Genomic DNA, 13,084 nt, shown 5'->3' with positions numbered 1-13,084 from the left:
AACCCGGCGAGGTCCGCTACCCCGCCACCAAGACCGACGGCTCGAACATGGACGGCGCCGGCTCCCCGATCCCCGAGGGCGCACGGGTGCAGCTCGACCCGAGCATCGACGTCGACGCCATCCCCGGGATCAGCAAGGGCGCCGCCGCGATCGCCAAGGCCCTGCAGACCTACGGCGCCTACGTCGGCGACAACGGCGGGGCCCGGATGGCGTTCATCGCCGAGTACGCCCCCGACTCCAACGCCTACCAGCAAGCCGGACTGTCCGGGGACTACGTGCCGCTCGATGGCATCCCCTGGGACAAGCTCCGGGTCCTCTCCGACTGGAGCGGCGGGACTCGTCCGACTCCCGGCGGCGGAGCGGACGCGACGAGCGGCCAGGACGACGACTCCGATGCCGCTCAGAGCGCGGACACCGCGCCCTCCCGCTCGGGGGGCACGAGTACCCGCACCGGCACCCCGCAGCCGAACGCTGGGACCTGCGCTCCGACGTCCACCCCGACACCCCCAGGCAGCACCGGGACTGCTCCCCGCACGCCGGCCACTCCCGGGACGAGCCCGACGTCGCCTCCGCCAGCCACAACGCAGGACCCGTCGTCGCTCCCGCTGCTCACCGACCCCGATCCGAAGGAGCACTAACCATGCCGATCCCGACTGTCGGCACCCTCGCTGCCGCAGCGGTGCTGACGTGCTCAGCCGTGGTCACCTCGCCTGCAACGATTCCGGTCGCGCCGACGGCCTACTCCGTGTGTGACGTCCACACCTCCACGACCGGCGGAAGCAGCCAGCTCACCGACGCGCAGGCGGCGCAGCTCGTCGACGGACTGCGCCTGGTCCTGACCGGGGCGACCCTCGACGCGCCCCGCGATCCGCAAGCGGCAGAGATGGCCCGAGGGCTGCGGTCTGCCGGCCTCACTCCCGCTCGAAGCTCGACCGGTTGGCGTCAGGCTGCCTATGACCTCGCCGATGACCTGATGCGACAGGCCACCTCCGGCGACGACGGCGCGGCGGAAGACATCGGAGCCACCCTGTCTCGAGCGGGGTTCTCGCCCACCCCGGCCGACCTGCTCGACGACGACCAGGCCGCCGACGATGACCAGACCTCGGACGACGACCAGGCAACGGACGAGCACAGCAGCGGCAGCGGGAACAGCGGGAGCCAGAACAGCGGGGCCGGCCAGGCGAGCGCCCGCACCGGTGCCACCTTCTCGACGGCCAGCGCGGGCGGCGGGGAGGATGCCGGTGGCCGCGGCCAGCGTGGCGGTGGTGCGCTCGCCGCGGCCATCCAGCAGCAGGACGCGCACGGCGGCGGAGTGACCGTCTGCGGGCAGAACGCAGGCGGCGGCACGACCAACGCCAGCGGCACGAGCGATTGGCGAGCCGCGACCAGCGCCCTTGTCGACGAGCTGCGCACCACCGGGGACCCCGACGCGTCCCAGCTCGCCGACCAGCTCGACGGCAGCGACACGAGCAACCACGTCAACCGCACGACCACGACCCGCGGGAACGCCGGCGCAGACGACCAGCAGCAGGACGACCAGCACCAGGACGACCAGGAACAGAGCGACGACGCGACGACCCGCGGGGAGGGCGACGCCGGGGACTGGCAGCAGCAGGCTCGCGACCTGCTGCCGAAGCTGCGCGCGGCCACCGCCGATCCCGATGCGCAGGCCCTCGCGGCCAAGCTCGCGACGTTCGACGATCCCGCGCCCAGCGGAGACCCCGGCGCGGAGAACGCGCAGCAGCCCACCGACCAGACGGCCGACGACCAACAACCCGCCGGAGAGCAGCCCGCCGACCAGGAGGCCAGGAGCATCGCCGACCCTCCGAAGGATTCCAGCGCCGACGCTCCGTGGACACAACTCGCGCAATGCGAATCGGGCGGCAACTGGGCCACCAACACCGGAAACGGCTATTACGGCGGATTGCAATTCGACGCTTCGACGTGGAAGGCGTACGGCGGCGACGCCTACGCGCCGACCGCCGATAAGGCGACCCAGGATCAGCAAATTGCTGTAGCGGAGAAGGTGCGCGCTGACCGCGGCGACTACGGGGCCTGGCCCGCATGCTCCAAGAAACTTGGACTTTGATTCAACCGTCACTTCAACTGGGGGCCACCATGACCAATTCCGGGCTCTTTCGCCACGGGTGGGACGACGAGCAGGGCAGCGCGCCGGCTCGCCCACGCCCGAGCGCCTCGACCGCAGCACGGCGCGCGGCGCCGGCGCCGGCCACCTCGAACGTCCACCCGCTCCCCGCGATGCAGTGGGCCGGGTGGCCGCCCGGCGGTGACGCTGCCGGCGACGTCGCCGAGCAGAGCACCGAACCCGACACCGAGGATGCCGAGCCCGCGGCAGCCGCCGCTCCCCGCACCCGCGAGACTGCGACCAGCGCAGCGGGCCAGGAGCCGTCTCCTCAGCGTCCACAGGCGCCCGTTGAGGCGGTGACAGCGCAGTCCTCGGTCAGGCCCCCCGATGGCGGAGCGGGCGAGTGGCGACCGGCCTCGGTCGACCTCAGCCACGACACCCTGACCCGCCACCGCGGCGATGTCCCGCAGAGCGGCTGGCGGCGCGCCGTCTACCGCAGGAGCGGTGGCCTGATCAACCCCGGGATCGGCGAGACCGAGCGTGCACGTCAGCTCTTGCGCGCGCGCGTCCAGCGGCCACTGCACCAGAGCCGCCGGATCGCAGTCATTTCCGTAAAGGGCGGAATCGGCAAGACCACGACAACCGCCTGTCTCGGGATGGCCCTTGCCGAGATTCGAGGTGACCAAGTCAGCGTCATCGACGGCAACCCTGACGCCGGTACTCTCGCGGACCGACTCACCGGAAACACGTCAGTGACGATCCGCCACTTGCTGCGCAATATTGACAGCATCAGCACTTTGACGGAAGTCAGTTCCTATATGTCGTTGGCGGGACGGCTAAAAGTCCTCGCCTCAGATCAGGATCCGGCGGTGAGTGACGCATTGACCGCCGACGAGTACGAGAAGGCGATCAACCTCCTCGGACAGTTCTTCAACATCATGATCACTGACTCCGGCACCGGGATCTCGCATCCGACGATGGAGCCCACGCTCCGGATGGCGGACAGCCTCGTGGTGGTCGGGAGCGCCACCATCGACGGCGCCAGCCGCGCCGGCCATACCCTCGACTGGCTCGACTCACACGGTCTCGGAGCCAAGGCGCGCAATGCCATCGTCGTCCTGTCCGGCGATCGGTCCAGCCAGGACGTCGATCAGAGCCGGATCATTAGCCACTTCGCCACCCGCGTGCGGGCCGTGGTCAACGTCCCGGCCGACCCGCACCTCGCCGCTGGCGGCCGTATCGAGTTCGAGCGGCTGCGCATGGCGACCCGTGACGCCTACACGACCGTCGCCGCACACATCGCCGACCAGTTTCCCGACCGACAGGACTGACGCCGACCACCGGGCAGGCCGCGGCCTGGCGGCACCGCGGCCGACGTCCGCCGCCCGAGGGCCCCGATCGCAGATGGCAGACGCGATCGGGGCCCTCCCCTGTTCGGGACGCTCGCCAGGGGAGAACGTGCCTACCCTCGGGCTGTGACTCGGAGCGCTGTGCTGCTGAGGCCGCCAGTGCGGCCTATGGCGGCGCGCCCGGCCGAGCAGCTACCCGATGCCGAGCGCGCCGAGCGCTTCTCGTTCGAGGCGAAGCTCGACGGCTTCCGGTGCATCGCGTTCATCCACGACGGCCACGCCGTCCTGCAGTCCCGACAGCAACGGTCCCTCACCCGCTACTTCCCCGAGATCACCGCCGCCCTCGTCGACCAGCTCCCCGACGGGACCGTCCTCGACGGCGAGCTGGTCATCCGCTCCGGCGGTCGGCTCGACTTCGGCGCGCTGCAACGCCGCATCCACCCCTCCGCCATGCACGCCGCCCGCCGCTCGGCCGTCACACCCGCAACGTTCGTGGTGTTCGACGTCCTGGTCCGCGAGCACACCGACATGCGCCCGGAGCAGTACCGGCGCCGACGCAAGCAGCTACGGCGCCTCCTCGACGAGACACGGCCACCGATCGCGCTCATGCCCGCCACCCGCGACCTGGCCGGTGCACGAGCCTGGATGGCCGAACACGGCGGCGGCATCGAGGGTGTCGTCGTGAAGGACCGCCGACGGGCGTACAGACCCGACCGGCATGCCTGGGAGAAGATCCGAATCCGCTCGGCAGTGGACGCCATCGTCGGCGGGGTGATCGGCCCCCTCGACCGGCCGGAGGCACTGATACTCGGCCGACGGGACGACCGCGGCAGGCTCCGCGTCGCCGGGCGCACCCGCCCGCTACGGGCCGCCGAGCAGGCCGAGCTCGCGCGCGTGCTCGCACCCCCCGACGGTGCGCATCCCTGGCCCCCGGTCATCCCCGCGTCACGGTTCGGCCAGCTCGGCAGCGACCCGATCGTCTACACCAAGGCCCGACCGGACGTCGTTGTCGAAGTAGACGCCGACGTGTGCTGGGAACACGACCGCTGGCGCCACGCCGTGGTCTACCGCCGTGTCCGGGTTGACCTGACCGCCGATGACGTCGCCCGCGGGCGGCCAGAGTAGCGACGTCAGGGCCAGGTACCAGTCCGGCTGCTGCGGAGGTCCGGCGGCGCGGCCTCCGCAGCACTGCAGCGGCTAGGTCACCACGAGCCGCCGCGGTAGACCTCCCGGCGATGCGCCAGGTGCACGACGACCACGAGCAGCCGACCGTCCTCGACGGTGTAGACCACCCGGTAGTCACCCACCCGTAGCCGCAGCAGACCGGGGGCGCCGACGAGGGCCTTGACACCCGCAGGGCGCGGGTCGTCGGCGAGCCGCTGGATCGCGAGCAACACCCGGCGGGAGACCGGGGGGTCGAGCTTGCGCAGCATCTTCTGCGCGGCGGGACGGACCTCGATCGAGTAGCGCTCGGGCACCGGCGATCAGAGGTTCATCTCGCGGACGACCTCAGACAGCGGCACCGAGGGCTCGGGGTCGGCGAGGGACTCGGCGGCGAGCTTCGACAGGTGCTCGTCCTCCAGCTGTTCGAGGTACTCGGCGACGTCCGCGGGGACGATCGCGGCCACTCGGCGGCCGCGGTGGGTGATGTAGGTCGTGTGGCCGGCGTGCTCGGCGCGGCCGACCACCGCCGCGAAATGTGCGCGCACCTCGGCGGCGGAGAGTTCCTCAGGGGCCGGCTCTGGCCGGAAGTCGGGCGCAGCACTCATGTACATAAAGTACTCCAAGTACAGTGTGACGCCTACTGCGGCGGGCCGAGCAACCGACTCGCAACCCCCTCAACCTTGTTTGCTGTTTTATGCTTTTCTTAGTAAGAGGTGTGCCGTACGCTGCCTCTATGTCTGAAGCCGTGTCAGTCGTGGTGCTGTCCGGAAAGGGCGGCACCGCGAAGACCCTGTGGCAACACACGCTGGCCGGTGAGGCTTCGCGGGCCGGAATCTCCACCCTGCTCCTCGATGTCGACCCAGAGCGGAACCTGTCCAACCGGTTCCACGTCCCGGCACACAGCTCCGGACTCGGGACAGTGCTCGAAGCGGCAGGCGTCACGGCGAACGAGGGCGACGCCGAGGCCGGCGCCAAGGCGGTTGCCGACGAAATCCGGTCCACGCCGTGGGCGCACGTGGACCTGCTCCCCGCCGGCGCCTCGCTGAACGGAGTCAGCCAGGTGGCGGTGCCCGACACCTGGCTACTGCGAGACATCCTCACCATCGCTGGCATCTACAGCCGCTACGACCTCGTCCTACTCGACACCGGCGGCCGGACCGGCTCGCTGGCAACGCTGACCATGTACGCCGCCGACGTCGCCTACGCGCCGATCACGCCCACGACCGACGCGGTTCTCAAGGCCCGCGAAGCGCGGAGCCGGGTCGAACGGATCCAGCGCGCGCACCCGCTGCGCTGGGCCGGCGTTGTGCTGACCGGGTTCGACCTCCGGACCTCGGTGGACACGGTCATCCGCGACGCCGCGTTCGAGGAGTTCGGCGACGAGATCCGCGCCGAGGTGCCGCGGCGCGTCACCGTGCACGAAGCCTTCCAGCTCACCGAGCGGCTGGGCGACCGGACCGACGTCATCTCCACCGGTTTGGCCGAGATCTTCAGAGAGTTCCTGCGGCGTGACCTCATGGGCGTCGCCAACAGCAAGGATGGAGTGATCCGGTGATCTCGCGAGCCGACAGGATCCGCGGCCGGCTGAGCATCAACCCCGACGAGCTCCCTCCTCCGCCTCCCGCGCCGACACAGCCCGCGGAGAGCGCGGCTGCCGATGCTCCCGCTGAGCCGGAGCCCGCCGAGCAGCCAGCATCCGAAGCCCCTGCTGCCGCCCCCCGGCAGCCGAGACGGGCCGCTCGTCGCGCGGGAAGCCGCACCAGAGCAGCTGACGCGGACCCGAGCGACGACACCGGGGCCGGGCCAGCGAAGACCACGCCGACGCCGAAGAGCAGCCAGTCCTCCCGCAAGCCAGCGACACGGAAGGCGCCCAGCTCGACGGCCGAGACCACGGCCGCCCCTGAGGGTGGCGTCGAGAACAGCGGGCCTCGGGCGGTCCGGGTCCCGAAGGTGTCGACCGCCGACGCCAGCAAACAGATGATCTACCTGCACCCCGACGAGTTCCGGGCACTCGGCCTCGCCAAGCTCGACGACCACGTCAGCGTCAACATCAGAATCCGGGCAATGATCGCCCTCTGGGAAGCTAACCCGCGATTCCGTCGAGCCGTCGACAAGATTGCCTCAACGACGCCTCGTGGAGGTGGATGAATAGGCTCACGTTCCATACAAAGAGGTGCTATCGGCGCAAATTTTGACTAACTGGTAGTTGCTTAAGCCCGCCGACTCGTAACTCAGCTGAAGGGCCCGGAGGCGTAGCCTTGACGGGGTGTGCTCCGGACGAGCCTGAGGCCCACACCGCTGGACAGACGGTCAGTGGCAGAGCAGAATGTGACTGCAGACACACTGTGATCTATCTCACTTTTGCTGACCTGCAGAAATGGGCGAGATGCTGTGATGACCGACACTAGATGGTCACGCAGTGTGATCGAAAAATCATGCTCCGTGACAGGCGCTTTAGCCGCTGGGCGCCAAACTATGCTTGACTGCCACTCGCGGTGGGTGCTGAACATACGTTTACGAATGTTCGTCACCGCAGAAGAAATTGAATAATTGCAGTGCCTCACCCGAGGCAACCTAGCCGACGTTTACACGTCCTAAAGAAAGAGGCCCCGCCGCACGTCTGCGGCGAGGCCCCTGTCCCGGCTACTCGCTCTGCGCCTGGAAGCTAAGAAGCGAGCTGCCGAAGGATGAGGATCAGCGCCAAGATCAAGACGATCTTGGCGCTGTCCTGCGTTCCGGCCACGAAGGCGGCCAGCTGCAGGAGCTCGCTCCAAGGGATCGGCTCTCGCTCCGGGTGCTGCTCGTCACCGGACTCGTGCTCCTGAACGTCGAGGTCGTTGTCTGCCACTGGGGCAAACCTCCGTCTCTCATCGGTGGCCCCGGGGCGCCCCGAAGGCTCTTCGTGGTTGCGACCACGCGACGAGCGACGCTCTGAAGTTGGTGTCCAGCGACTCCTGGGCCGGCTCCCGTACGGGTGTCGGCTTCGGACTCAACGAGGAGGGTATCCGCCCGCACCCCCAGGGACGTCCCACCGGTAGCTGCCGGGCGTGGTGTCGGCGGCCCCGTCGCGGACTAGCCAATGGATCTTGGTTACGCCACAGAACTTGGATCAGGGGTGGATCTTTTGCGGTGAGCGGTCGACCCTTGCTGGTTGATTAGGCTGAATAGCGTAACATCACTAGGCTATATGGGTTAGCAACGTTCAGGATGAGCGCCGCAGACAATCTTCTACATGGTGTCGAAGAATTAGCGAAGTGTGTCGAGTCTCACGTTTTCGGCCGACCATTTTCCTATTACTTGTCAGTAACTTACGTTCGGCGGCCACATACTACTCAGGAGTAACTTACGTTCGCCGGACGCCCGTATCTACGTAAACTCCAGCAACGGGGAAACTCGTTCACTCAAAGAGATGGACGTTCGTTCCCAACAACGTTTGTCGCTAAGTCGTCGGCCGAACGCATGGAAGGAACCCAGGGCGACAAACCAGCGCTTGATGGGGAAACTCCGCCACACGAGACGACGCCCGCTCCTCCCCCAAGGAGCGGGCGCCGTCTCGTCGCAGCGACGAGACTCAGCCGACGGGCTGGTCCGCGTCGGAGGCTCCGGAATCGGATGCCTGCGGAGTGACGGAACCCGAGCGCGGCAGTCGGGAACAGTCCACCGGGGCAGAGCCGGTGTACGAGCCCCACGTCGCGGTGACCGTGTCATTCTCACAGCTCCACGAACCCTGGGCGGGTGCGGCGTTCGCGGAACCTGCGGCGAGAGTGCCGACGGTGGCGGCGGTAAGTGCTGATACCGCGAGGGCACGACGGATGAACGACACGGAGTCCTCCTAGCAACGGTGTTGATCAATCGGGACGCTAGCGAGGGGGCCGATCGTTCGGGGCCGTTCTGATCACGTACCCCCGGCCGAGGGGCTCGGATCACCCGAAACTCGGCGGCGGCGCACACGCTCTGTCAATCCATCACTCACCCTGACTCGCCACGCACGCTCGCGACGAGCTTCGAGGCGGTGGTCGGGGAGATGCCGAGTTCCCGGCTCACTGCGCGTGCGCTCAGCCACCGGCCCGTCGCCGCCGCCTCGGTGAGCAGCGTGCGCACCCTCTCCTCGAGTTCATCGGTCGAGAGGCCCGAGCGCGATGGACGTCCACCACCGACGCCTTGCCCGACTCTGTTGGCCTGCCAGCCGGTGAGCGTGGATCGTCGCCAGTGCGGCATGCCGCGAATGGTCGCGTCCGGTGCAGGCGCCAGCGGTCGGGGACGGTTGAGGTAGGACAACCACGTAGCCTGAGCGAGCCCGACGAGGGCCGCCGCTTCTTCCGCGTCGAGCAGGTCGTCCGGGTCGTCGACGTCAGGAAGGGCGGGCACCGGCTCCCCCGCGATGTAGGCGAGGACCTGCTCCCGGTCCCACAGTGCGGCACGGCGGCCCTGCGGGTTGTTGACCGGCCGCGGGTGCCCGTCAGCCGTCCACGGAGGTTGTCGGCGCGCCTGTCCGGCGCTGAGTCCGTGCGCCACGGTCAGGTCCGCTAGGTCCATGACGCTTCGACCTGCTCGAATCACGGGTCTATCCCCTCGTTCACTCGCAGTGTTCAGAACAATACTTGGTTGATAATCCGGTGATCCGGGAGCCGGCGGGCCGGGCTACGCCGAGGGGCCGGCGCGAGGCCCCAGCCTTTACGCCGGCCCAGGGGTGGCCAGGCCCAGCACCGCTCTCGGCGCCGGGCCCGGATCGTCAGTCGGCGTGCTCCCCGTCGTCGCCTGCGCAGTCTCGGCACGCCGTCACTCGTCCGCGACCCGGCCAAAACCACGCTGGGGCCGCAGCGTCGCGGGGGGCTACGGCCCGGTGGCAGTAAGCGCAGGGGATGGTTTCTGCACCCTCTCGGTCCGCGACCTTGCCCCACGCTGCGCGTACGTCGTCCGGGCGGACTCCGGTCAGCAGCTTCGTGTTCACGGCCGCGGCCAGCTCGGCGAGTAGCTCCCGTGCCTCGTCGTCGCTCGTCTCGATGGTCGGGCCGTTGAGCACCCAGTACAGCGCCCTGTTGAGCGCGGTGGCCTGCCTGATCGTCAGCGTCATCGCTCACTCCCTCTTCGGTGCCCGGCTCCCGGCTTGTCCACAACGTTGAGTTGAAGTTGGTCGGCGGGGCGCGCTTTCGGTGCGCGCCCCGCCGGTTGTCACCTGGTCAACACCCTCACGACAGCGACGTCACGGCGGTGCGTCTCGTAGTCGATCTCGTCTCCGTACGCCTCCATGTCCGGCAGGTCGTCGAGCTGGAAGCGGCCGTCGCTCGCGAGGTCGAGGGCCTCGATCAGCGGGACGCCCGCGAGCCAGTGCAGGGCGGCGGCGTCCGCGCCGTAGTCCTTGCCTGCGAGCTCCACCGCCATCCCGTAGGTCACGGTCTCCTCCGTTGACCACTCCACCCGCACCTTCATCTTTCGATCCCTTCGATCTCCGTCTCGGCGTCCACAACCTTACTCTCTTGTCTCGACAATGTCCACTACTTTAGGTTGTTTAAAGGTGCGAGGGCTGGCCGTGGCCCCCCGCCCGACTACGTCAGCACCCGAGAAGCTCTCGAATCGCAGTCCGTGCCGACTCGCTCAGCGACGTGGTGTCCCCCTCCGCGTCATGCTCGGCGAATACCGCCGTCCCCACTATCGCCGCCCCGACGTAGCCGAACGATGCCAGAACCGCCATAGCACCTCGATTGAGCTGCGGTTCTGGCTTCCAGAGCCCCTCGTCGTCAAGCCATATGTCGAGCCGTGACGACAGCTGGATCACGTCGACGCAGGCGCATCCGATCGCCTCCTGCAGACCGCGCAGCGTGTCACCGGCGGGCAGCATCGCGTCGGTGAGCTCTCCCGCGGGGGTGAGGGTCAGGACCTGGACTCCAGCTTCCGTGTTCATGTCCATAACCTTACATGTTTTCACCGCATGCGTCCACAACTTTAGGCGCTTAGTTTCTCAACCGGAGCGGCGTCGAGCCGTACGTCATACTCGAACACATGTTCGACCAGGAGGGAAGCGCGCCAGACGTGCTCGACAGCTCCGACCCCGCCGTCCGGCGCTGTGATCCACCGGTGCCGGTGCGGGTGGACCTTGCGGCCCTCACGCAGCAGCAGCGACATGGGCGCGGGTATCGGTCCGGCGGGGTGTTCGTCGGCGGCGTCGTTCGGGCTGTCATGTGGGCCCAGGTCATGACCGACCGCGCGTTCTGGCTCGGGATCGTCACCTGCGAGCTAGAGCGCCGCGGGGCCCCCATCCTGACCGCGCCTGCCGTTGTCCCTCAGTGGGCCGTCACCCGGCGCAGGCCCGGCTCTGAGCGCCGCCATCAGGGCAAGACCAGTAATCGGCCGACCCTCTCGCAGCCGGGCCATGAGGGCGGCTCTGCCTAAGCGCTCATTTCCCACGTGCCGGGGCGCGATGCCACGGTGACGTCACACTGCTCCCCTACGCCCTACCCTCGCCCGCTCCGGGAACGCCGGCTCAAAGGTTGGGCTTCGTCGACATCGCGCGGTCAGGAAGCCGCGATCACGATGCGGCTCCCGGGCTCCGTGGGCATGTTCAGGTCCTCGACGACCACACCGTCGACCATCAGCAATCCCCGCTCGAACGCGGCTGCGGTGCGCTCGTCGCTCATCCCCGCCCGTGCGCACCGGTCCCGGACCGTCAGACCTGCGGTCTCCTCGTCGCTCACGCTGTCACTCCCCCGTCAGCGTCTCGCGCATCCGCTCTACCGCGAGCGTGAGGCCGACGGCATCGGGCGCTCCGCTCTCGTCCTCTCCCGGGATGACGAAACCCTCCTTCTCCCCCACCCTGATCCACAGCTGCGACGGCCTCGGCTGCTCCCACGCCCGCCGCTCGACGACGTCCAGCGCCGCCGCCCACGCTGCACCATCGTCACCTGCCTCTCCCGCGCCCAGGGCCGCCGTCACGCGGCCCTCCCGCCGGTCCCTCACGTCCACCGTCCACGCCACCATGCCGACATGGTGACGGCCGGTCGCGCCGCTGCGCCACCGGCCGTCCCGGGTCCCCTGATCTCAGGCCGTCGCCGCCCGAAGCACCCGCAGCGCGCGCTTGAAGCCGTGCGACATCGCCGCCCACGCCGTCCAGTCACAGACCTCGAACGTCAACGGGCCCACCATGATCCGCGCGTGACTCGGGGTGTCGTTACCCGGACGGCGGGTGTACGGCGTGCACGTGATCGACGGCAGGCCACCGAGGCGGACTAGCGCCGAGACCTGTGAGCCCATCGCCCGCTGCAGCCCTCCGCGCGCCTGCATCGGCCGCGCCGGGCCGAGATGCTCGGCGATGACCGCGCTCGACGACCACCCGTCTGCGACGTGCTGTGCGGTGTGAACGTCTCGCATGTAGATCAGGACCGTGCCCAAGGTCAAGCCGACCTCTGCCGCGTGCTCGTCGATGCTGTGCGCGTCGACGCGGACCGGGACCATGCCCACCATGCGTACCGTGCTGGCCAGGATCGCGGAGTAGCCGTTCGGGGCCTCGCTCGTCATGTCCATAACACTACATAGTTTTGGACACTAGATCTATATAGCAGCAGCCTAGATCGCTCGATCGTGTTTTTAACGATGTAGAGATATGGACAGTACAGCTAGCAACGCGCTAATGTTATGGACATGAACACGGAGGCCGCTGACCAGTACGAGGGTCTGCTCTGCCACTGCGACGTCGACCCGGACGGCCACCCGCTCGGGACCCCCGGGTGCGGCTTCACCATCAAGCGCGGGACCTACCGCAGGACCTCCGCAACCCCCCGAGTCACTGGCGCTAAGGGCACCTGCCCCGAGTGCGGTCGCACCGGCGTGAAGGTCACCGCTCCCCTCGTCAAAGGGCGGACCCCGGCCTCCGCCGAGCACACGGTTCCGCTCGGTCGAACCCTCCAGCTCGGTGCTCACAGCCGCCCGAAGACGAACAGCCCGTGCCCCGGCGCCGGACAGCCTCCGCGCGAAACCCGGTTCACTCCCTCGCCCCCCGAGACGGGCCGGATTCGCACCTCGCGAGGCCCCCGTGCTGGGCCTGATGCGGGTGCTGATGCGGGTCTGATGCGGGTCTGATGCGGGTGCTGATGCGGGTAGCGACACCTGCCCTGAACTGCACTGATGCGGGTGATGCGGGTGGCCGAGCGGAGCAGGGCACCCCCCGAAGGGCATCAGTCCAGCGCAGGTGGAGAATTTCAGCGCAGATATCGCGGTAAGAATTGCTATTTTACTAATTCGCCAACATTAAAAAAGCGCGTGCTCTTTTACTAATTTGAGTATTTGCAGGCTAATTATTTTGCTAGTAAACTAGCAAAATGCCAACCGGCAAGAAGTGCATTAAAATAAGGAAACCGGTAAACAAGTCTTTCAATTTACAAGTTTTCATGTTTATTAGTAAACAGTATGGACTAGCAGGGGAAATAACCCTACTGCGACGGCACAGCCGTCGCACGCCGGGCGCAGCCCGGCCCACCCCGCAGGGGGGGCG

Annotated in this window: 16 protein-coding genes and 1 pseudogene; 7 read left to right on the top strand and 10 right to left on the bottom strand. The window is 68.1% G+C overall.

The annotated features are described in order from the left end of the window. The 4 genes and pseudogenes from PSD17_RS05140 to PSD17_RS05125 all read left to right on the top strand — a co-directional run. A pseudogene (locus tag PSD17_RS05140) lies at positions 1 to 638 on the top strand (hypothetical protein); the annotation flags it as partial. Between the two features lie 2 nt (positions 639 to 640). After that, complete coding sequence (locus tag PSD17_RS05135) at positions 641 to 2,089, top strand: transglycosylase family protein (RefSeq protein ID WP_339121878.1); 1,449 nt, start codon at positions 641 to 643, stop codon at positions 2,087 to 2,089. Between the two features lie 29 nt (positions 2,090 to 2,118). Next, positions 2,119 to 3,417, top strand: a complete 1,299-nt coding sequence (locus tag PSD17_RS05130) for a MinD/ParA family ATP-binding protein (protein WP_339121876.1) — start codon at positions 2,119 to 2,121, stop codon at positions 3,415 to 3,417. A gap of 186 nt (positions 3,418 to 3,603) precedes the next feature. Beyond that, the gene (locus tag PSD17_RS05125) at positions 3,604 to 4,560 is read left to right on the top strand and encodes an ATP-dependent DNA ligase (protein ID WP_339121874.1); all 957 of its coding nucleotides are present in this window, start codon (positions 3,604 to 3,606) and stop codon (positions 4,558 to 4,560) included. 77 nt (positions 4,561 to 4,637) lie between these two features. Here PSD17_RS05125 and PSD17_RS05120 read toward each other — a convergent pair whose 3' ends face one another. Then, positions 4,638 to 4,913: a type II toxin-antitoxin system RelE family toxin gene (locus tag PSD17_RS05120; RefSeq protein WP_339121872.1), complete on the bottom strand. Its 276-nt coding sequence runs from the start codon at positions 4,911 to 4,913 to the stop codon at positions 4,638 to 4,640. Between the two features lie 6 nt (positions 4,914 to 4,919). Next, complete coding sequence (locus tag PSD17_RS05115; protein ID WP_339121870.1) at positions 4,920 to 5,204, bottom strand: type II toxin-antitoxin system prevent-host-death family antitoxin; 285 nt, start codon at positions 5,202 to 5,204, stop codon at positions 4,920 to 4,922. 128 nt (positions 5,205 to 5,332) lie between these two features. Here PSD17_RS05115 and PSD17_RS05110 point away from each other — a divergent pair, with 128 nt between their 5' ends. After that, positions 5,333 to 6,154 carry a ParA family protein gene (locus PSD17_RS05110; RefSeq protein ID WP_339121869.1) on the top strand — a complete coding sequence of 274 codons (822 nt, stop codon included), beginning with the start codon at positions 5,333 to 5,335 and terminating at the stop codon, positions 6,152 to 6,154. Between the two features lie 395 nt (positions 6,155 to 6,549). Then, positions 6,550 to 6,747, top strand: coding sequence for a hypothetical protein (locus tag PSD17_RS05105; protein WP_339121868.1), 198 nt, complete (start codon positions 6,550 to 6,552; stop codon positions 6,745 to 6,747). Between the two features lie 517 nt (positions 6,748 to 7,264). Here the strand turns inward: PSD17_RS05105 and PSD17_RS05100 are convergent. The 5 genes from PSD17_RS05100 to PSD17_RS05080 all read right to left on the bottom strand — a co-directional run bounded on the left by PSD17_RS05100 (position 7,265) and on the right by PSD17_RS05080 (position 10,501). After that, positions 7,265 to 7,447 carry a hypothetical protein gene (locus PSD17_RS05100; protein ID WP_339121867.1) on the bottom strand — a complete coding sequence of 61 codons (183 nt, stop codon included), beginning with the start codon at positions 7,445 to 7,447 and terminating at the stop codon, positions 7,265 to 7,267. A gap of 1,121 nt (positions 7,448 to 8,568) precedes the next feature. Next, positions 8,569 to 9,114 carry a hypothetical protein gene (locus PSD17_RS05095; RefSeq protein WP_339121866.1) on the bottom strand — a complete coding sequence of 182 codons (546 nt, stop codon included), beginning with the start codon at positions 9,112 to 9,114 and terminating at the stop codon, positions 8,569 to 8,571. Positions 9,115 to 9,331: 217 nt separating this feature from the next. Continuing rightward, positions 9,332 to 9,673: a hypothetical protein gene (locus PSD17_RS05090; protein ID WP_339121864.1), complete on the bottom strand. Its 342-nt coding sequence runs from the start codon at positions 9,671 to 9,673 to the stop codon at positions 9,332 to 9,334. A gap of 98 nt (positions 9,674 to 9,771) precedes the next feature. Beyond that, on the bottom strand, positions 9,772 to 10,029 hold the full coding sequence (locus PSD17_RS05085; RefSeq protein WP_339121863.1) for a hypothetical protein: 258 nt from the start codon (positions 10,027 to 10,029) through the stop codon (positions 9,772 to 9,774). A gap of 121 nt (positions 10,030 to 10,150) precedes the next feature. Then, positions 10,151 to 10,501: a DUF3846 domain-containing protein gene (locus PSD17_RS05080; RefSeq protein ID WP_339121862.1), complete on the bottom strand. Its 351-nt coding sequence runs from the start codon at positions 10,499 to 10,501 to the stop codon at positions 10,151 to 10,153. 98 nt (positions 10,502 to 10,599) lie between these two features. Here PSD17_RS05080 and PSD17_RS05075 point away from each other — a divergent pair, with 98 nt between their 5' ends. Further along, a complete protein-coding gene (locus PSD17_RS05075; protein WP_339121860.1) occupies positions 10,600 to 10,989 on the top strand; it encodes a hypothetical protein in 390 nt (129 codons plus the stop codon). 122 nt (positions 10,990 to 11,111) lie between these two features. Here the strand turns inward: PSD17_RS05075 and PSD17_RS05070 are convergent, their stop codons facing one another. The 3 genes from PSD17_RS05070 to PSD17_RS05060 are packed head-to-tail and all read right to left on the bottom strand — an operon-like array spanning position 11,112 to position 12,111. Continuing rightward, positions 11,112 to 11,291, bottom strand: coding sequence for a hypothetical protein (locus PSD17_RS05070; protein WP_339121859.1), 180 nt, complete (start codon positions 11,289 to 11,291; stop codon positions 11,112 to 11,114). Between the two features lie 4 nt (positions 11,292 to 11,295). After that, entirely contained in the window at positions 11,296 to 11,574 is a 279-nt protein-coding gene (locus PSD17_RS05065) for a hypothetical protein (protein ID WP_339121858.1), read from the bottom strand. A gap of 60 nt (positions 11,575 to 11,634) precedes the next feature. Further along, positions 11,635 to 12,111 carry a hypothetical protein gene (locus PSD17_RS05060; RefSeq protein WP_339121857.1) on the bottom strand — a complete coding sequence of 159 codons (477 nt, stop codon included), beginning with the start codon at positions 12,109 to 12,111 and terminating at the stop codon, positions 11,635 to 11,637. Positions 12,112 to 13,084 lie beyond the last annotated feature (973 nt).

It is taken from the genome of Pseudonocardia sp. D17, assembly GCF_036984265.1.
Taxonomy (GTDB): domain Bacteria; phylum Actinomycetota; class Actinomycetes; order Mycobacteriales; family Pseudonocardiaceae; genus Pseudonocardia; species Pseudonocardia benzenivorans.
The sequence above is the reverse complement of the archived record's forward strand: the minus strand, read 5'-3'. Positions and strand labels throughout refer to the sequence as shown.

Excerpts from the sequence above, each read along its gene's own strand:
- PSD17_RS05135 (WP_339121878.1), top strand. The coding sequence starts at position 641 with ATGCCGATCCCGACTGTCGGCACCCTCGCTGCCGCAGCGGTGCTGACG.
- PSD17_RS05130 (WP_339121876.1), top strand. The coding sequence starts at position 2,119 with ATGACCAATTCCGGGCTCTTTCGCCACGGGTGGGACGACGAGCAGGGC.
- PSD17_RS05125 (WP_339121874.1), top strand. The coding sequence starts at position 3,604 with ATGGCGGCGCGCCCGGCCGAGCAGCTACCCGATGCCGAGCGCGCCGAG.
- PSD17_RS05115 (WP_339121870.1), bottom strand. The coding sequence starts at position 5,204 with ATGAGTGCTGCGCCCGACTTCCGGCCAGAGCCGGCCCCTGAGGAACTC.
- PSD17_RS05110 (WP_339121869.1), top strand. The coding sequence starts at position 5,333 with ATGTCTGAAGCCGTGTCAGTCGTGGTGCTGTCCGGAAAGGGCGGCACC.
- PSD17_RS05090 (WP_339121864.1), bottom strand. The coding sequence starts at position 9,673 with ATGACGCTGACGATCAGGCAGGCCACCGCGCTCAACAGGGCGCTGTAC.
- PSD17_RS05085 (WP_339121863.1), bottom strand. The coding sequence starts at position 10,029 with ATGAAGGTGCGGGTGGAGTGGTCAACGGAGGAGACCGTGACCTACGGG.
- PSD17_RS05080 (WP_339121862.1), bottom strand. The coding sequence starts at position 10,501 with ATGAACACGGAAGCTGGAGTCCAGGTCCTGACCCTCACCCCCGCGGGA.
- PSD17_RS05075 (WP_339121860.1), top strand. The coding sequence starts at position 10,600 with ATGTTCGACCAGGAGGGAAGCGCGCCAGACGTGCTCGACAGCTCCGAC.
- PSD17_RS05065 (WP_339121858.1), bottom strand. The coding sequence starts at position 11,574 with ATGGTGGCGTGGACGGTGGACGTGAGGGACCGGCGGGAGGGCCGCGTG.
- PSD17_RS05060 (WP_339121857.1), bottom strand. The coding sequence starts at position 12,111 with ATGACGAGCGAGGCCCCGAACGGCTACTCCGCGATCCTGGCCAGCACG.